General features: G+C 53.8%; 18 protein-coding genes, 1 rRNA gene and 1 pseudogene. 11 read left to right on the forward strand and 9 right to left on the reverse strand.

What is annotated here, in order from left to right; all coding sequences use genetic code 11:
- The first annotated feature begins 5 nt into the window (after positions 1–5).
- Positions 6–1,292, forward strand: a complete 1,287-nt coding sequence (locus PFER_RS11340) for a 2,3-diphosphoglycerate synthetase (RefSeq protein ID WP_048152464.1) — start codon at positions 6–8, stop codon at positions 1,290–1,292.
- Positions 1,293–1,294: 2 nt separating this feature from the next.
- On the opposite strand, the gene rrf is transcribed toward PFER_RS11340, so the two are convergent.
- Positions 1,295–1,416: ribosomal RNA gene (gene rrf, locus PFER_RS11345) — 5S ribosomal RNA — on the reverse strand.
- Positions 1,417–1,552: 136 nt separating this feature from the next.
- Between rrf and PFER_RS12490 the strand changes: the two are divergent.
- The 3 genes and pseudogenes from PFER_RS12490 to PFER_RS11360 all read left to right on the forward strand — a co-directional run.
- Positions 1,553–1,828, forward strand: a pseudogene (locus tag PFER_RS12490) (NfeD family protein); the annotation flags it as partial.
- A 69-nt stretch (positions 1,829–1,897) separates the two neighbouring features.
- Positions 1,898–2,326 (forward strand): CoA-binding protein, encoded by a 429-nt coding sequence (locus PFER_RS11355; protein ID WP_048152694.1) that lies wholly within the window; start codon positions 1,898–1,900, stop codon positions 2,324–2,326.
- Positions 2,327–2,330: 4 nt separating this feature from the next.
- Positions 2,331–3,677, forward strand: a complete 1,347-nt coding sequence (locus PFER_RS11360; RefSeq protein ID WP_048152469.1) for an RsmB/NOP family class I SAM-dependent RNA methyltransferase — start codon at positions 2,331–2,333, stop codon at positions 3,675–3,677.
- On the opposite strand, the gene PFER_RS11365 is transcribed toward PFER_RS11360, so the two are convergent.
- From PFER_RS11365 to purB, 4 genes are all read right to left on the reverse strand, one after another.
- Entirely contained in the window at positions 3,674–4,132 is a 459-nt protein-coding gene (locus tag PFER_RS11365) for a 6-pyruvoyl trahydropterin synthase family protein (RefSeq protein ID WP_048152473.1), read from the reverse strand. The genes PFER_RS11360 and PFER_RS11365 overlap by 4 nt on opposite strands.
- 47 nt (positions 4,133–4,179) lie before the next feature.
- Positions 4,180–4,527, reverse strand: coding sequence for a hypothetical protein (locus PFER_RS11370; RefSeq protein WP_052696246.1), 348 nt, complete (start codon positions 4,525–4,527; stop codon positions 4,180–4,182).
- Positions 4,524–5,477: a hypothetical protein gene (locus PFER_RS11375; RefSeq protein WP_157255241.1), complete on the reverse strand. Its 954-nt coding sequence runs from the start codon at positions 5,475–5,477 to the stop codon at positions 4,524–4,526. Before PFER_RS11375 ends, PFER_RS11370 begins: the two co-directional genes overlap by 4 nt.
- 1,906 nt (positions 5,478–7,383) lie before the next feature.
- Complete coding sequence (purB, locus tag PFER_RS11380) at positions 7,384–8,748, reverse strand: adenylosuccinate lyase (protein WP_048152482.1); 1,365 nt, start codon at positions 8,746–8,748, stop codon at positions 7,384–7,386.
- Between the two features lie 138 nt (positions 8,749–8,886).
- Between purB and PFER_RS11385 the strand changes: the two genes are divergently transcribed.
- Complete coding sequence (locus tag PFER_RS11385; protein WP_048152486.1) at positions 8,887–9,354, forward strand: HIT family protein; 468 nt, start codon at positions 8,887–8,889, stop codon at positions 9,352–9,354.
- Here PFER_RS11385 and PFER_RS11390 read toward each other — a convergent pair.
- On the reverse strand, positions 9,330–9,776 hold the full coding sequence (locus PFER_RS11390) for a hypothetical protein (protein ID WP_048152489.1): 447 nt from the start codon (positions 9,774–9,776) through the stop codon (positions 9,330–9,332). The genes PFER_RS11385 and PFER_RS11390 overlap by 25 nt on opposite strands.
- A gap of 129 nt (positions 9,777–9,905) precedes the next feature.
- Here PFER_RS11390 and PFER_RS11395 point away from each other — a divergent pair, with 129 nt between their 5' ends.
- From PFER_RS11395 to PFER_RS11410, 4 genes are all read left to right on the forward strand, one after another.
- Positions 9,906–10,589 (forward strand): DUF4152 family protein, encoded by a 684-nt coding sequence (locus PFER_RS11395; RefSeq protein ID WP_048152491.1) that lies wholly within the window; start codon positions 9,906–9,908, stop codon positions 10,587–10,589.
- An 11-nt stretch (positions 10,590–10,600) separates the two neighbouring features.
- Entirely contained in the window at positions 10,601–10,885 is a 285-nt protein-coding gene (locus PFER_RS11400) for a hypothetical protein (RefSeq protein WP_245612559.1), read from the forward strand.
- Positions 10,886–11,040: 155 nt separating this feature from the next.
- On the forward strand, positions 11,041–12,876 hold the full coding sequence (gene iorA / locus PFER_RS11405) for an indolepyruvate ferredoxin oxidoreductase subunit alpha (protein WP_394297006.1): 1,836 nt from the start codon (positions 11,041–11,043) through the stop codon (positions 12,874–12,876).
- Between the two features lie 47 nt (positions 12,877–12,923).
- On the forward strand, positions 12,924–13,211 hold the full coding sequence (locus tag PFER_RS11410; protein WP_048152501.1) for a hypothetical protein: 288 nt from the start codon (positions 12,924–12,926) through the stop codon (positions 13,209–13,211).
- A 2-nt stretch (positions 13,212–13,213) separates the two neighbouring features.
- On the opposite strand, the gene PFER_RS11415 is transcribed toward PFER_RS11410, so the two are convergent.
- Positions 13,214–13,540: a hypothetical protein gene (locus PFER_RS11415; RefSeq protein ID WP_157255243.1), complete on the reverse strand. Its 327-nt coding sequence runs from the start codon at positions 13,538–13,540 to the stop codon at positions 13,214–13,216.
- A gap of 55 nt (positions 13,541–13,595) precedes the next feature.
- On the opposite strand from PFER_RS11415, the gene PFER_RS11420 reads away from it, so the two are divergent.
- A complete protein-coding gene (locus tag PFER_RS11420) occupies positions 13,596–14,600 on the forward strand; it encodes an AI-2E family transporter (RefSeq protein WP_048152507.1) in 1,005 nt (334 codons plus the stop codon).
- On the opposite strand, the gene PFER_RS11425 is transcribed toward PFER_RS11420, so the two are convergent.
- Positions 14,589–15,131, reverse strand: a complete 543-nt coding sequence (locus PFER_RS11425) for a nicotinamidase (protein WP_048152510.1) — start codon at positions 15,129–15,131, stop codon at positions 14,589–14,591. The two genes, PFER_RS11420 and PFER_RS11425, sit on opposite strands and share 12 nt — an antisense overlap.
- A 72-nt stretch (positions 15,132–15,203) precedes the next feature.
- On the reverse strand, positions 15,204–16,448 hold the full coding sequence (locus PFER_RS11430; protein ID WP_048152512.1) for a methyl-accepting chemotaxis protein: 1,245 nt from the start codon (positions 16,446–16,448) through the stop codon (positions 15,204–15,206).
- Between the two features lie 163 nt (positions 16,449–16,611).
- Between PFER_RS11430 and PFER_RS11435 the strand changes: the two genes are divergently transcribed.
- Positions 16,612–18,228 carry a DUF4932 domain-containing protein gene (locus tag PFER_RS11435; protein ID WP_048152515.1) on the forward strand — a complete coding sequence of 539 codons (1,617 nt, stop codon included), beginning with the start codon at positions 16,612–16,614 and terminating at the stop codon, positions 18,226–18,228.

Raw genomic sequence — 18,228 nt, forward strand, 5'->3', positions numbered from 1 at the left:
GGGGCATGAGACTTGCGCTGATTGATGGGGAACACTACCCGGAGGTTACGCGGTGGGCCCTCAGAAAGCTGAACGCAAAGATCGCGGTCTTTCTCGGCGGGAGTGAGAAGATAGGCTCCCTGGAGCAGCTTGAGAGAGAACTCGGCGTCATAGTGCTCCACGGTGGGGACTACCTTGAGACCCTAAGGAGGGCCCTTGAGAGCTTTCCCGTGAGCGAGGTCGTTGATTTGAGTGATGAGCCGGTTCTGAGCTATGAGGACAGGTTCAGGATAGCTTCGCTTCTGATGCGGTACGGCGTCCCGTACAGGGGGGCCGACTTCGAGTTCAAACCCCGGAATTTCAAAAAACTCCTCAACAAGCCATCAATAGCGGTCATAGGCACGGGGAAGCGCGTTGGAAAAACCGCCGTGAGTGGCTTTGTAGCCAGAACCCTACGGGAGGTGGCCAAACCCATAGTGGTCACCATGGGGCGCGGCGGGCCCGAGAGGCCGGAGGTGATAGAAGGCGATAAAATCGAGATAACCCCCGAGTTCCTCCTTAAGCTCCTCGAGGAGGGGAAGCACGCTGCTTCGGACCACATAGAGGATGCCCTCACCTCGCGTGTCCTCACCATCGGCTGCAGAAGGGCCGGCGGCGGGATGGCGGGCTTTTCCTTCTTCGACGTTGTTGAGGAGGGCGTTAGAATAGCCAACGAGCGCGAGGGGGATGTAGTTATCCTCGAGGGCAGCGGGGCCACGTTTCCGGCCGTGAAGGCGGACGCTTACATAACGGTGGTTGGGGCGACCCAGCCCATCGAGTACGTGAGGAGCTACTTCGGCCCCTTCAGGGTGGGGATGGCCGACCTAGTCGTTATCACCATGGCGGACATGGCGGAGGAAGAGAAACTCCGCGCCCTAAAGTTGGAAGTTGGGGGGATAAATCCGAACGCGGAGATTCACGTAACCATCTTCCGCCCGAGGCCCCTCGGTGAGCTTGAGGGAAGGGTCCTGCTCGTGATGACCGCTATAAAGGAAGCGGCCGAAAGGGTGGCGCGCTACATCGAGGAAACCTACGGCGTGGAAGTGGTTGGCATAAGTCCAAACCTCTCCAACAGGCCCCTCCTTAGGGAAGACATGAGGAGGTACGACTTTGACACCGTTCTCGTGGAGCTGAAGGCTGCCGCGGTTGACGTGGTGACTAGGGAAGCCCTCGCGAGGGGCAAAAACGTTGTGTACATGGACAACGAACCCGTGAACGTGGATGGAAAAGACCTCGCTATAGCTGTGAAGGAACTCTACAGAAGGATTGGTTGAGTGGCCGGCGGCGTCCCCGGGTTCCCGCCCCCTCTCGGAGGGCAGTACAACCGGGATCGCTGGCGGGCTTAACTTCCGGGGTCGAAACGAGTCCGGGTGTGACCCCGCCGCTATGACCGCCGTGCCAACCACTACTCTCCAAGGAGGGTTTATAAACTTTACTCATGGTGGCCCCCATGTGGAAGAAGATACTCGCGGTGCTGGGGATACTCGCGGATGAGATGGCGGTCCTGGTTATCCTCGCCTTCATCCTTCCGGCCATGGGGATAAGGGTTCCGCCCAAAATAATCGTCCTCGTGATCGCAATTCTCCTAATCAAGGACATAGTGTTCATCCCTCTCCTCCTTCCGGTGCTTGAAAAGAGGGCCACCACCGGCAGGGAGGCCCTCCTCGGGGAGAGGGCGAGGGTCGTCGAGGAGCTCTCCCCCCAGGGCCTCGTCAAACTGGGAAGCGAACTCTGGCGGGCCGAGTGCCTCAACGGAAGCGCTCGAAGGGGAGAAGAGGTCGTGGTGGTCGGAGTTAGGGGGAACGTCCTGCTCGTGGAGCGCCGTGCCCGTAGGGAGATGTTTAAAAAGGCAGCCCCTGAGGGGAAAGGGGGTGTGGTTATGGTAAGGATAATGCCCGTTGACAGGATGGATGACGAGGAGGTTAGGGAAATACTCACAAATTACCGGAAGATAGCGCTCGTTGGGGCCTCACCGAAACCGGAGCGCGACGCCAACAGGGTCATGCGCTACCTCCTGGAGCACGGCTACGAGGTTTACCCCGTGAACCCGCGCTACGACGAGGTGCTCGGGAGGAAGTGCTACCCGAGCGTGCTTGAGGTTCCCGATGAGGTGGAGATAGTTGACCTCTTCGTTAGGCCCGAGTTCACGATGGACTACGTCGAGCAGGCCGTGAAGAAGGGGGCGAAGGTGGTGTGGTTCCAGTTCAGGACGTACGACAGGGATGCCTTCAAGAGGGCCAGGGAGATGGGGCTGACCGCCGTGGCCCACCGCTGCATAAAGCAGGAGCACGAGAGGCTCTTAGGGTGATTGGATGGAGATAACGATAAAACTCACCCTCCAGGAGTTCATAGCCGAGATACTCACAGAGATAGAGGAGCTCAACCTCTCGGCAAAGCACGCCCTTGAGAGGGCCTTTCGCAACGTCGTCGAGAGGGAGCGCTTTCGCCCCATAGTCCACTCCTACGTCTTTGAAATCCTGAAGTGGAAGAAGAGGATAGACTTCACCATAAATTCCGTCCTCAGGGGCTCCACCCTTGAGAACCTCCCTCCCTTCTTGGCGAACCTCATGAGGATAGGCGTCTACGACATGAAGTACCGCAAAACACCGGCCCCGATAGCCACGGACTCCGTGGTCAGGGTGGTTAGGAAGCGCTACGGTAGCAAGAGGGCCAAGTTCGTCAACGCAGTCCTACGCTCCGTCGAGGGCTTTAACGAGGAGAAGGCGCTAAGGAAGCTGAAGGAGCGCGACCCGATAGAGTACCTCAGCGTCAAGTTCTCCCATCCAAGGTGGTACGTGGAGTACGCGATTGAGCTCCTCGGGCGGGACAGGGCGATAGCCCTCATGATAAGCAACAACCGCCCACAGCGCTACTACGTTAGGGTGAACCCACTGAAGACGGATATAGACTCCCTCAGGGACTACCTCGAGGAGAACGGGGTCAGGACGGCGCTAACGCCGCTGGATGACGTGCTAAAGGTTCTCGACTACGATACTCCCCTAACGAGGCTGAAATGGTATAGGGGGGGCTACTTCGTCATTCAGGACCTCGCGAGCGCTTACGTGGCCCACGTCCTTGCTCCCGAAAAGGGAGAACTCATCCTCGACCTCGCCGCCGCCCCTGGGAGCAAGACCTTCCACATGGCCCACCTCATGGAGAACACGGGGAAGATAATAGCCGTTGACTACTCCCGTGACAGGCTCGAGAGGATGAGGGAGAAGATGAAGCTCCTCGGCATTAAAAACGTCGAGCTCGTCCACGCGGACGGGCAGAGCTTCAGGTGGAGGGAGAAGTTCGACAAGGTTCTCCTCGATGCCCCCTGCTCCTCCTCGGGCACATACAGGCAGTTCCCGGATGTAAAGTGGAGCTTCGACGAGGAGAAGATAAGGAAGGTCATAAGCGTTCAGAGGAACATGCTCCTCAACGCCTACGAGAACCTCCGCGAGGGAGGCGAGATGACCTACTCAACCTGCTCCATAAGGGTGGACGAGGATGAGGAGAACGTGAAGTTCGCCCTCAGAAAGGGCTTCGAGCTCGTTGACTACCCCTTCTCATGGGGTTCCCGCGGCTTCACGGAAATAGGGGAAAGGGTCTTCAGGGCTTGGACCCACGAACACGACTGCAACAGCTTCTTCATAGCCAAGCTGAGGAAGCCCTAACACTCGAGGGTCACCTCGGCGTAGCTCCTTGGGTCCTCCCATACCTTTACCCTTATCCTCCTCACGTTCTCCCCTGCCTTCTCCGCTATTCTCTCCGCGAACCACTCCGCTATGTACTCGGCAGTGACGTTGGGCTTGTCCAGAACAACGGCCTCGTCCTCTGGGAGCTCCAGTCTCTTCCCGTTCTTCTCGATAACGAGAACGCCGTCCTTCCTCTTCGCTACCCACTCCCCGCTCACGAGTATCCTGTGGTCGAGGAGTTTTATCAGGTTGCTGAGGTGGTTGAAGTCAAACACCATACCGTTCTCGTTGAGCTCGCCCCATATCTCAACGTCCACGTTGTAGGTGTGCCCGTGTATGCGGAGGCACTTGCTCTCATAGGGGAGGACTAGAAAGTGTGAGCTGTCAAAGTCCTTGTGCCATCCTATCTTTCTCTCCGTAACCTTGAACCCCATACACCTCACCACCCGTGGCTCTTCAGGGGACTACTTAAACCTTCCCTTCATCCCTCAAAGGCCTCGTAAAGCCTCTCATTCCCCCTCTCTTCCACGAGCCTCGCCTCGTAAGTCCTGACGCGCCCGTTGGTGCTGACCTCCACGACAACCCGGCTCGGATTACTCTTTACCTTCTCCTCGAAGGTTCTTGTCTCTATGGCCTGGGTGAAAACATCACCGACGCGCTCGAACTTGAAAACAATCGTGTCCCCTTCCAGCTCGTAACCCCTATAAACCGCTCCGCCCATGCGGAACGTCATCCGTAGCTTTATCACACGCTCACCCCCGTACGTGTAGATCATCCCCACAAGCAGGACCGCCAGAACCAGCCCCGCGACAAGTGCAATCCTCCTCATACATCTCCCCCCAGCACGCTTATTATCTCCCCGTCTATTGGGGCATAACGCGCTATCCTCGGCCCGTCCCTCACCTTGAGGTACCTGAGCCCGAACTCTCCGAAGACCCTCCCCAGCACTTCCGAGCCCTTGTCCTCGTGGCCTTTAATGAGCTCCTCCACCCTTGCCTCGTCCACTTCCACTCCCTTCTCGCGGAGAACCATCGTCACTGCATGCGCGTCCAGCAGGTAATCCTCAATCTCGCCCCGCTCCCACACGTGTACCCCTTCCATAGGCCCATCGAAGTCCCCGTCCACGACCGCTTTTGCTCCCCTGGGGAGTTCGCGAAGGGATCTGAGCACGTCCTTCCCTCCCAGCCGTACGAAGCCAACCCTGAGCCCGAGCCTCCCCGCGAATACCTCCAGGATTCTCTCGTCGGACTCCCCCTCCACGAGAACCACCCTCTCAGAGAGGGATTTCATGAGCTTCACCTTCCTATCGAGCCCCAGGGAGTCAACGAAGACCAGCTCGCTTCCGTTGAAGAAGTACGCCCTCTCTCCTTCGGGCACGGAGTTTACGTCCACCTCTACGAACTCCTGAACCCTTCCCTTGTGCTCGATTTTGAGGGTTTTCTCTTCCCTAACCACGGCCATTTTCCCAAAGAGGGCCACCAGCTTTGGCAGATCCCTGATGATGGCCTTGCCCCTCCGGCTCACGAGGGTGAATCGGGCCCCCCTCTCTGCCAGCTCTACTACAATGTGCCCAGGAACCTTCGTGCCCGTCAGAAACTCCACCTCTCTTGGGCTTAATTCAAAGCGCAAACGTGCGTACAACCCAGCTTTCCGCCGCCTTTTGACGAGCGCCTCCAGTGCCTCCTCTATGTGCGCTAAAACGTCCTCCTCCGTTGGGTTTATTATGTAGTTTCTTCTACCGATAATCGGGAGGGACAGTGTGATTTTACGCATTGGCATCCCCTACTTAGTTACACCCGGCCCCTTTTATCGGTTTCTTTGGATAGAAAAAAACGACGTATTTGGGGCTAATTGGCAATATCCAACGTTTTAAGCCTCGATTGGGCAAAAAGTTCCTTTATCTTCCTCCTTAATATTTTTAGGTTGGCCTAACTCCTGCGCGGGTTGTCTCTCAGATTTTTCAGAGATTTGTTACGTTTAATCGGAATATCGTATTTTAAGTTTATTAATAGTATTAACATTGAATTATAAAATCATTAGAAAAATTACCTATTTAACTACTCAATATTGTAGTACCTTATTTTGTTTTCATCTCCTGTATTGTATTTTTATCCAATTAATATTAACTAAAATAGTAAAAAATAATGATTTTTTACCACTGCATTTGATGGATGCTCCCGGGGAGATGCCCACGGCCCTACCTTTTGCGCCTTTTCGCCTAGTGTTCTATGAATAGTCGGGCTTTTATCCTCAAATTGGCCATTACAATTAACAGTGGTAGCTCACCGGGATACGGTACGGTGATCGGAGGCAAGCTCCTAGGAGGGAACGCCTTTAAGGCTTGCAGTTTTCACTTGTTAACGACCAGGGAACCAGTTCCTGAAGGTGGCTAACCGGGGCAATGTCCTCCGAGGAGCTCAACGAATCCAAAAATGGAGTGGGACCTTTGAGAACCCCTCAAACCCTGCATCCATCGGCGGGTGTTCCAACAAATAGCCGACCCTTAGGAGGGGAGGAAGCCAGCGGTGGAATTCATACCCTTTATGGGTAGCTCAACGCAAATTGTGGGACCCTCAAAAAAGATTATGCCTCCCTCGATTCGCTTTCTAAACCCCAAGGTCTTCACGTGCCTTGTGAGCCTCTAGCGTCTCTTCTCCCTGCTGGTAGATTGTCCAAAAAGGTTGGCGTATAGGGAGTTAAGGGGCATTGCGCGGGAAGACAAAACAACACTCCACTCTCTTTCGGCCTGTTGACGTTGACACCCCTTTGTGAGGGCACCTCATGATGGCCTTTTTAATGTACTAAGATATACTCCAGTTTTAGATATAATGTTGATTATATCTAAAATCCGTGCACAAAAAAGAGCACCCGCAAGCCCTCAGCCGGACAACTTGCACCCGGCTCTTAGGCTCCACTATAACGAGGGTAGTATCTTTGGAACACCCTCTATGAAACCTGATCAGGAGCAGTATAAACGTGCTTTTAGTTCCTTACGCAACTGGTTTATTGACTTCGGCTGAAGTGGGCTACGGCGTTCTGCTTCGGCCTTTAGGGGATAGTAGGGAGGATTCTCGGATGAGGGAAGTTCATACTGAACATTCTGGGAAGATCTTATCGCCCGCCTCGCCTTTCCATTATTTCGATGGGTGCAGTAGGTTGCTCAATTCGTATAGTCCTTTTTTGCATTTGGCTTATGGGCCGCTCGGGAGGTATGGCGGAGGGCACCGATAGTAGGGACGCTTCAACCAGAGCCGTATGGACGGACATCATCGGACTGATAACTACCTTTCATTGTAATGGCAAACTGGTTATGGAATAGCAGGACTTCTCGCGTGAATACTCTCCTTTTGATGCACCACCCGCATTTTTGAAAGATTGAGTGATCAATTCTGTCCATTTAACGTACTAAAGTAGTATAAATTTGCAATTTTCTACTTTTTATAATTGTTTTAAATACATTTAATTATATGAGGGGCATTTGAAACTTGATTATTTAATAAAAATCACATTTTAATATTTTATAATTAAATGATTTTTAATAAGATTAATAAAAACAAATAAAATAAAGTTATTAAATTTAAGAATATGGTTAGTAGCAATTCACCGAAAAATCCAGGAGATAAACTGCAGCAAAGACAGCAAGAGGGCACCCAAAGAAAAAGCATTAGAAAGGCAAAAAAAGGAATTAATAGTCTGTAGGGGCTTCTTTCCGCTCTTTCTCCTCTATAAATACCAGAACGCTGTCCACTATCCGCGGTGCAAGCCCAATGTAGTTCTCAGGCTTTAGCGCTTTGAAGTCCTCTTCACTCAGGAACTCCCTCGCGGTCTCGTCCTCCCTCACGACCTCAAGGAGGTCCCTGCCCTCGCTGAAGGCCCTCATCGCCAGCCCCCTCACCAGCTCGTGCGCCTCCTGCCTCCCCATGCCTTTCTCAGTCAGCTTCAGCATCAGCGGCTCGGCCATTATGAGATTCTTCGTCATGTAGAGGTTCCTCTCAATGTTCTCCGGGAAGAACTCAAGGCCAGAGAGCACCTTTATCATGTTCTTCAGCATCTCGTCCAGGAGAACGAAGCTCTCCGGCAGAATGACGCGCTCGACCGAGGAATTGGTGAGGTCCCTCTCGTGCCAGAGGGGGTTGTTCAACAAAGCGGGAATCACGTTGGAGTAGAGAACCCTCGCTAAGCCACTAACCTTCTCGCTCCTTATGGGGTTCCTCTTGTGGGGCATGGTTGACGAGCCCACCTGCTTCTTCCCGAAGGGCTCGCTGACCTCAAGGATTTCAGTCCTTTGGAGGTTTCTGATTTCAAGGGCGATCTTGTCGAGTGTTGAGGCAACGATGGCAAGGAAGGCCATGAGCTCCGCGTAAACGTCCCTCTGGATAATCTGGTTGCTTATCCTGGCGGGCCTTAGTCCGAGGTCTTCCATCACCAGCTCCTGTATCTCAAGCCCCTTATCGCCGAAGCTCGCCATGGTTCCGACGGCTCCACTCATCTGCCCCACGAGGATCCTCTCTTTGAGCTGGTTGAGCCTGTCTATGTGCCTCTGCACCTCGTCGAGCCATATCGCGAACTTCATGCCGTAGGTCGTGGGCACACCGTGCTGGCCGTGCGTCCTTCCTATGCAGACGGTGTACTTGTGCTCCCTCGCGAGGCGCTTGAGGACTGAGCGGAGCTCTTTCAAGTCCCTCTCAACTATCGCGAGGCTCTCCTTTATGAGGAGCGCGTTGGCGGTGTCTATAATGTCGTTTGAAGTCGCCCCAAGGTGGACGTATCTTCCATGCTCGCCGCAGACCTCACTTAAAGCCTTGACCACGGCCATTATGTCGTGATGTATCTCCGCCTCAATCTCCTTAACTCTTTCAAGCTTCACCCACTTTGTGTTCGCTCTCTCCGAGATAACCCTCGCGCTCTCCTCAGGGATGTTGCCGAGCTTCGCATGAGCCCTCGCGAGGGCAGCCTCAACGTCGAGCAACTTTTGCAGTTTGTTCTCCTCGTCCCAGATTCTTCTCATCTCCTCGCTCCCGTACCTGTAATCAATGGGATGAACTGCCATTTTATCACCACTTGCGTGTAAGTTTTGCCCTTAAAATAGTTTTCTTTTTACATAAATCTGTCTAAAGTTCAGGAGAGGCTATGCAGTGTTGACATCACCTTTTTAACTGAGGGGGTGTAACATTTAGGGGTGGTTTCCATGAGGTGTCCCTTCTGTCGGCCCGATGAGAGTGCCGTGCTGTACTATGATGAAGAGATTAGGATACTGCTCGACTCGTATCCCGCGAACAGGGGGCACGTCCTGGTAGTCCCGGCGAGGCACGTCGAGAGATGGGAAGAACTCGAGCCCGGGGAGAAGATGGCTCTCCTCCATGGTGTTGAATTGACCATGGGAAAGCTTAAGGAAGTCCTCGCGCCGGACGGCTTCAACGTGGGTATAAACCTCGGGGATGCCGCGGGTCAGACGGTGAAGCACCTCCACGTCCACGTCATTCCCCGCTATAAGGGGGACTGCGGGAGGCCCAGGGGAGGGGTTAGGAAGGCTGTGCTGGATGTGGAGGACGAGAACCTGAACATGCGGGAAAGGTGGCTCAAAAACCGGTTTGGGGAGGATGAAGTAAAAATGTTAAAGGAGGCGTTTGCTCAGAACGAGAAGAGCGATGAGTGAACGTAGGACTCCTCCTTTTCGGGTTCCTGTCTCTTCCCAAGCGCCAGTGCCGTGTGGAGGAGCTCCCTGAAGCCGCTGTCGCAGTAGATGAGGAGCAGGAACTCGCCATCCACGTTCCCCATTTCCCCGTGGGGCTGGATGGAAAAGAGAACGTAGTTCGTACCCTTCTTGATGATCTTCATCCTCTTCGTTGAGAAGCGGGCTATGCCGTACATCGTGCGCGCGTGTTCCCCCCATACCGCTATCAGCTCTATGTGGCCATCCTCGAAGAAAATATCCAATAGGGGTGGCACGTCCGCCGAGATTATTGGGTACTTAAAGCCGTCGCTCACGAAGTATAGGAGCCCCCTGGCAGAGCCTATGACTTTCCGCCTGGCGAGCATGTCAACGTATTTACCTATGACTTCAACATAATCAATCACAAAACCATCCTCCCGTGGGACATTCAATTCCTGGTTCAAGAAAAGCTGATTTCACTGGTCACCTACGTTATTATGTATGTATACTCAACCTTATTAAACTATAGTTCCAAAAACAAACCGGTGGTATGGGTGAGGATAGTTTCCGCGGACACAGGGGGGGCGCTCCTCGACAGGAACTACACTCCCGTGGGGCTCATAGCCACGGCCGCGGTTCTCGTGGAGAAACCCTATAGGACCGCCTCCATGAGCATTGCACGGTTCTCCGACCCGTTTAACTACGATATGCGGGGCAGGCAGGCGATGAGGGATGAGGTTCTTCTGGCCCTCAAGCTCGCGAAGAAGGTAAAACCCGACGTGGTGCACATAGATTCGACCCTCGGGGGGATAGAGCTTAGAAAGCTCGATGACCCGACCATAGATGCGCTTAGGATTTCGGACAGGGGGAAGGCGATATGGCACGAGCTCGCGAGAGAACTCCAGCCCATAGCGAAGCGGTTCTGGGAGGAGAAGGGGATTGAGGTGGTGGCCATTGGAAAGGAGAGCGTTCCCGTCAGGATAGCGGAGATATATGCGGGGCTGTACTCGGTTAAGTGGGGGATTGAGTTTGCACGTGAGCACGGGAGCGTCCGCATAGGGCTTCCGAGGTACATGGACGTTGTTCTCGAGGGGAAACGCCTCGTTGGCCGGAGCCTCGACCCGAGGGAGGGTGGCCTGTACGGGGAGGTGGAGGCTGACTCCGAAGGTCTGGAGTGGGAGGTCTACCCCAACCCCGTGGCGAGGACGTTCATGGTTTTTGAGGCGCGGCGGCGTTAGGGTTTTATACTATGATGCGGAGTATAATGCTGGTGGTGGGAATGGACTTCGACCTCTTCATGGAGCGCTACGGGTACAAGCTCTTGTTTCTGCTGTTTGGGTTGGTCTTAGCGGGGATACTTAGCGTCCTCGGGCTGGCGGTGTACTCCATGCTCAAACTGTTCGGTTATGTGGGGGCAATAGTTCTGGTGATGTACATGACCTACGCTTTTCTCGTCCAGCGCAGGGTTCTCGACGCATCAGCGGAGGCCCATGGCAAGTATTTCTATGACCCCAAGCAGGGTAAGAGGCCGTGATTCCGAAAAATTTTCGAAATTTTTTCCCCTCTTTCGAGCCATAAGTTTTATACCCACAAAACGAAGCTTTTCCGGTGGTGAACGTGGAATCGGCTAAGGCTTATCCTTCTAACTCAGCCGACATAAAAGGGAGAAAGCGTGAAAGGAAGCTTCTCATGGGGAACGAGGCCATAGCCTACGGCGCACTTGAGAGCGGCATAGCTTTTGCCACCGGCTATCCCGGAACGCCCTCGACGGAGGTTATAGAGACGATAGCCCATCTCAAGCCGGGGGTCTTCGCGGAGTGGGCGCCGAACGAGAAGGTTGCACTGGAGGAGGCGGCAGGTGTTGCCTACACTGGCCTTAGAGCCCTCGTCACGATGAAGTGCGTTGGGTTAAACGTCGCGGCCGATCCTCTCATGAGCCTCGCCTACTCGGGCGTTGAGGGCGGTTTGGTCGTTCTCGTGGCCGACGACCCCGGACCGCATACCTCCCAAACGGAGCAGGACGATAGATACTACGGCAAGATTTCGCTCCTCCCCGTTCTTGAGCCGGCCGATCCCCAGGAGGCCCACGATCTCATAAAGTACGCCTACGAGCTGAGCGAGCGCTATAAAGTTCCGATAATCTTCAGAACTACAACGAGGGTGAACCACACCACCGCCGACGTTGAGGTGGGGGAGTTCGTTGAGCTTGACAGGAAACCCGTCTTCAAGAAGGACATTGAGAGATACGTTAGGGCGAGCATGCCAGGGAACAGGAAGAGGCACCGCTGGTTGAACGAGACACTGGGAAAGATAGAGGCAGAGTTCAACTCTATGCCCTTCAACTGGATCGAAGGCGAGGGAAAAATCGGAATAATCGTCGAGGGCGCCCCCTACAACTACGTAAGGGAGGTTCTGCCCAAAATAGGCGCGGACTTCAAGGTTCTCAAACTCTCCACACCGCACCCGCTCCCGAGGAAACTCGTCGTTGATTTCCTCAAAACGGTTGACTACGCAATTGTCATAGAGGACGGCGCGCCCTTCCTCGAGGAGGAGGTCAAGGTGGTGGCCTACGAAGCCGGGCTGAAAGTTCCGGTCTACGGCAAGAGAACGGGGCACTTCCCGCTTGAGGGCGAGCTAACGCCCTCCCTCGTGAAGAACGCCCTGCTGAAGATCATCGGCGAAGAAAGTGAAGAATACACCAAGCCTGAAGAGGTTGCCTATGCCGAGAGCTTAGCTCCGAAGAGGCCGCCCGTTATGTGCCCCGGCTGTCCGCATCGCGGTTCTTATAGGGCGGCGCTCGACGCTTTGAGGGACCTCAAGCTCGGCCGTTATAAAGTTCCGATACACGGCGACATAGGCTGCTACGCCCTCTCGCTCCTCCCGCCGCTTGAGGCCATCTGGACTGAATACGTTATGGGCGCTAGCATAAGCTTAGCGAACGGCCAGAGCGTCGTCATGGACAAGAAGATAATCGCTACCATTGGCGACTCAACCTTCTTCCACAACGGAATTCAACCGCTCATAGATGCCGTCTACAAGAACCTGAACGTCCTGGTGATGATACTCGACAACAGGACGACGGCGATGACCGGCCACCAGCCGCACCCCGGAACGGGAGGAAGCGAGACCGGAAGGAAGTTCAACGAGATAGACATAGAGGCCCTCGTGAAGGCCCTTGGAGTCAAGTACGTCAAGACCGTTGACCCCTACGACCTCAAAGCCACGAGGGAGGCCATAAAAGAGGCTATGCAGGTTGAGGGGCCGGCGGTGATAATAGCAAAGCGCGAGTGCGTCATTCCGGTCATAAGGCGCGGCGAAATAGGCGAACTGCCGGTGGTCATCGAAGATAAGTGCACCGGCTGTAAGGCATGCATCCTCATGACGGGCTGTCCAGCTTTGGTTTACGACCCGGAGACGAAGAAAGTCAGGATAGACGAGCTCATATGTACGGGCTGTGGCGTCTGCAACCAGACGTGTCCCTTCGATGCCATAAAGTTCCCGAGCGAACTGAGGAAGGGGGCTTAGGCCCCATAATTTATTAACCCTCATGCGTATTAATAACCGGTGAAAAAATGAAGGTCAAAGAGCTTCTTGAGATGGTTGATGAGGCCATAATGAAGGTGAACCTGAAGATAGTCGAGTCAACGGCGAGGATATTTGAGAGCCCCTACACCTCATGGGAGTTTAACAGGAGGAGCGTTGACCTCGAGGAGGAGCTTGAGCGCCTGAAGAAGCTTAAAGCGTTTCTGGAAAAGCGGGACCCCGAGGAAAACGCGGAGGCCCTTTTCAGGGACAGGGAGTTCGAGGAGCTCTTAAAGTACCTCAAGTACATGCGAACCCTGGACAGGTACGAGCCGTGAGCTCACCTTTTAATCTCTTTGTAAAGCTCCAAAACCTCATCCCGCATCTCCTCGACGACTTCCCTTGTGACGGAGCTTATTGAGAGGCCGTACCTCTGGTAGTGGAGTATAACCCCATGCAGCGCGGGATGCCTCGCTTCCAGCACCCCCATGGCCGCCTCCGGAGGGTACAGAAGCCCGAGCTCCCTGTAAACCACGTACGAACCCATCAATGTGAGGGCCTCGAAGTAGTTCAAAAAGGCCATCCTGTAGTCGCCCCGGCCGTAGCTAGTCTCGGCGATGTTGATGCTATCCTCTATCTTTTTGAGCAGTTCCGCTTCCAATACCATCCCCCCTCAATGCTCCCCCGATAAGTTTTAATCCTTTGTGCACAAAATTTTCCCCATGAAGCGCACTAACGTTGCCGTCTGGGCCGTGGTTGCACTCGTGGTACTCTACCTTGCCTGGGCTATGATTAGGCCTATGCTCTCGGCCCTGTTCTTCGGTGCGGTCGTTGCCTACGCCTTTCTCCCCGTCCACAGAAGGCTCTCAGGGAAGGTGGGCGAGTTCTGGTCGTCCATTCTCCTCGCTTCCCTGCTCCTCATCTCCATAGTTGGGGTCGCCATCGTAGCCGTCATGACACTCAGCGATGTTCTATCGTCCGCCTATGCCTACACCACGGACGTTTTCGAGTGGCTCTACTCCATTGGGCTCCCTGTTTCCGTCGAGACATCCATAAAGAACTTCCAGGTTCAGCTCCTACCCCTCCTCCAGGAGAGGCTGTTGAGCTACACCTTCTCCCTCCCGGGCTACGTGATTCAGTCGCTGGTGTTTCTCGTGTTCATGCAGTACCTCCTCGTGAATTCCTCGGAGATACGGCGCTATCTTCGCGAGCTGATACCCACGGAGGAGCGCGAGCTCGCGGAGGATTTAGTGTCGGGGATAACGAAGACCCTCGATGCTCTCGTGCGTTCTTGGCTTCTCCTGAACCTCTTCAAGGGCCTGGTCATGACCGCAGGGCTCATCATATTCGACGTGACCGACACGGGGGGAGCCATAGTCGGAGGGCTCCTCACGGTTTTCTTCAGCTTCATACCCCTCTTCGAGGGCTGGATGATATGGGCCATAGCCGCGTGGGTTCTTGTGCGGGATGGGTTCCTCCTCAAGGGGGTTCTGCTCGCCGTTTACGGCTTTGTCCTCGTCTCCCCATTGCCCGACTACACGATAAGGCCAAGGCTGGTGGCCAAAGAGGCGAGGCTCGACTCCACGATGGTTCTCCTCGGTATGATAGGGGGCGCGATGGCCTTCGGCATAAAGGGGATAATAGCCGGCCCGATAATCTTCAACCTGCTCGCTTCCCTCGTGAGGGAGTGGAAGAGGCTCAACAGGAGAAGAAGGTCAAAGGGTTAGCACCGTAACGCCCCTATCATCCATCTCCTTCAGGGCCCTCTCCTCGTCCTCTGGTTTTATGCCCTTCACGGCATCCTTAAGTAGAAACACCTCGAAGCCGTGCCTAGCTGCATCGAGGGCCGTGGCCCTCACGCAGTACTCGGTGGCCACACCGCAGACGTAAACCCTCCTAACGCCCTTCTCCTTGAGAATTTCCGCCAGGTTGGTGCCCTCAAAGCCCGAGTAGGCCTCTTTGTCCGGTTCGTCGGCCTTGGAGATTATTATTGCCTCCTCCGGGAGTTTCACGACGAGCTCCGCTCCAGGGGTCCCCTGCACGCAGTGGGCCGGCCACGGACCGCCTCTCTCCCTGAAGCTGATGTGGTTTTCGGGATGCCAGTCGCGGGTGGCCACGATGAGGGCCCCTCTCTTTCTGAACTCCTCTATGTACTCCTCCACCCTCGGGATTATCCTGTCACCTTCGGGCACTGGGAGTGCTCCACCCGGCATGAAGTCCCGCTGCATGTCAACAACTATGAGCGCCTCCTCCGGCATAACAACCACCGGTTTAAACTTTGACATTGGGCCTATTTAGTCTTGTGCCGCCGGGGATTAAAAGGGGGAGATCTATCCACGAAGCCCCTCTCTGAGTATTGTAACAACGCGTTTAATCTTGCTTTGCAGCTCCTCCAGATTTGCGGTGATTTCTTCGGCGGATGCGGTTATCTCCTCAATGGCGGACGTCTGTTCTTCCATAGCGCTCATTGTGGAGTTAACGTTGTCGGTAACCTTTTGGAGGGAGTTCTCGAACTCTTCAAGCGTACGAGATACATCCAGCAGGGAATTAAGGAACTCCTCCATCTCAGACGAATGGAGGCTGAGCTCCCGGGTTATCGTTGAAATATTCTCGATAGCGGGCAGAATCTTTTCGATATTCTCCTCTATTGTTCTGGCGGTCAGTTTCGTGGTGGCCTCCGATGCCAACGCTATTGCTCTAATCCTCTCCGCGACCTGCCTGCTGTCTTCCGCAAGTTTTCTAACTTCGTCGGCGACTATTCCAAAGCCCCTCCCAGCCTCACCGGCACGCGCTGCCTCAATGGCAGCATTAAGGGCTAGAAGGTTTGTTTGTTTGGCTATGTCGGATATGACGTTCACGTTTTTTGTGACCTCGGCATTCTTTTCAAGCATCTCATTGAGATGTCCTCTGAGCTGTTCAAGCTCCTCTTTGAGGCCCTGAAGGGACGTGCTCTCCCTTTCACTTCTCCGGGAGATTGCTCCTAGGCTTTCACTTATCTCTTTTCCACGGTTCATTATGCTATCAAGCTCTCTCATAGTGTTTGAAAGCTCAACAAGTGACTCATCTCCCATTCTTGCTATTTCCTGTGTCTCGAGCGAGATGGTCTGTGTACTCTCAGATATCTGAGATAGGGCCTGGGAGACCTCGCTCATTGAAGTGTTGATCTCCCCAATGTTTCTCTCAGTTGTCATAAGCTCGTCAACAAGAGCCTCAACCCATCCTTGCTCCATGTACGAGTTCCCCTCGACAAGTCGTTTTATGAATTCATGCACAAGGGTGGCGTCTCCACCGGAAGCACGTATCATGAGGGGAATAATCTTGTTGAGTACAGGTTCGTAGTGTACCTTTAGAAAGTGTCCAAAATCAAAATTGTACTCCTCTAGATGTACTCTCCCGGAGGTTATCAGAGCTTCCTTATCAATGTTCCCGTAACACAGGTTTTTGATGTACTCCTTCATCGCCTGTGCATGGGCTCGCCTGACGTTATCTGGAACCCTCAGTTGCATGTGGATTTCGTCTATCACTCTGTCCACATCGTCATGGATTTTTTTGTATATCTCCACAAGAGACTCCATCCTTATTACCTCCAGTCATATCCCTGATATATCCATCTTTACTTTTAAGCATTTATCCTTCGCAATGTTTCCGGGTAAATCACGAGAGCATCCGACTACAAAGCATGAATTCAATTTCATAAACTTTTTAACGTTTGGGAGATTAGTACCTCTGGTGGTGTCCATGGCGAAACGTCCAATAGTTCTGTTCCTCGTAATCATCATTGTCATCGGGGGTGGGTGCGTATCCTCCCCAGTATCCCAACCCTCCAACGCCACCCATGAGAGTTTGCACCTCGTGAGAATAGGGTTGTCTGACAACGTATACGTTTCAGTGGACCCGAGGGTGGAGCTTGTGGAGGTAATATACCGCATCTCCAGCTCGGAGTGGTACCAAAAGCAGGTGGCACCGGAGAAGGTGGGTGTATCGCCCGAAAACTATGAGTATCTAAGGGATATAGACGAGTACTTTGGAAAGTACAGGGAGTTGAGAGCGGTTAAGATAGCGAGGGAGCTATCCAAAAAAGGTTTGACCTACGACGCGGTTCCAAGGTTCGCCGTTCATCTCAATCCAGACACCTTTAAACTCGAGAGGAACTGGAGTGACATGCTCAGGGACAGGCCGTGGCTGGATGAAAAAGAGTTAAACGAATTCGTGGAGGCGGTAGAAGAGTTTGCAGAGGAGACCGACTTCTGGAGGTTCTACAATGAGCATGTGGAGCTCTACAACGCCACCATCAACGAGTTCGTAAGGGAGAACCCTGATCTCGCTGGAATTCCCAAGTTCGAGGAGGAGTTCTTTGGCGAGAAGGCGGCCTCATGGGATATAATCCTCCAGATGGGACTTGTGCACCACAGCTTCGGCGGTTGGGTTGAAGGGAAAGAAGGAAAGGAGATTTACAGCTTTCTCGGGATATGCCGTTTTAAGGGGAACCTTCCGGAGTTTTGTGGTGCATCCGTCCACGAGTTCGCCCACAGCTTCGTGAATCCTGCAGTTGATAGAAACTACGAGCTCTTTGAGCCTTACGAGGCTCTGTTCACCCCGGTCAGAGAGAAAATGTCGGACATGGCATATAAGAACTTCAAGACAATGCTGCACGAGACGCTCGTCAGGGCGTTTGAGGCTTATTACCTAAGGGAAACCAGAGGGGAAGCGGCCGCGAGAGAGAGTCTCCTCGCCGATAAAGCGAGGGGCTTCTATTTCATTGAGGAGGTCTACAACGCGTACGTGAACGAGTACGTTCCCAACAGAGATAGGTACAGAACTTTCGATGACTTCATGCCGAGGCTCGCCGAGATCATAGGGAATGTGTACAAAAAGACCAACGGTGGGAAAAACGTTGAACTGCCCGAATGGCCAACCGTAAATGATTTTGCGGAGAGGCTCTCCGAAAAAGGCGGCCTCGTGGTTTATCATGGGGGTACCACTACGCGTTACCTCGCGGAATGGATAGGGAATAAGTTCGGGTTGAGCGTGAAGCGGGAGGATGAAATTGAGGGTGACGACCTCAAAAACAACCTCGTCCTCATTCTCCTCCCGGACAGTGAACTCCTGAAGGAGCTTGAGGGGCGCATGCTAATAAGGGCGAACGGAACTTCCGTTTACAGCAATGTAACTGGAAAGACCTACACGGGGAGCATCAGGGCCTTTGAGGTCATCAAAAACCCGTGGGATGAGGACGGGCTGATACTCCTCGTGGTTGGCACGGAGGATGGAGCAATGAGGAGCATTCACGCCTACAATAATATGCACTACAGCATAAGGGACGCCGGGACTGATGAGCTCCTCGAGGGCTGGTGA

This window comes from Palaeococcus ferrophilus DSM 13482 (assembly GCF_000966265.1).
GTDB classification, from domain to species: domain Archaea; phylum Methanobacteriota_B; class Thermococci; order Thermococcales; family Thermococcaceae; genus Palaeococcus; species Palaeococcus ferrophilus.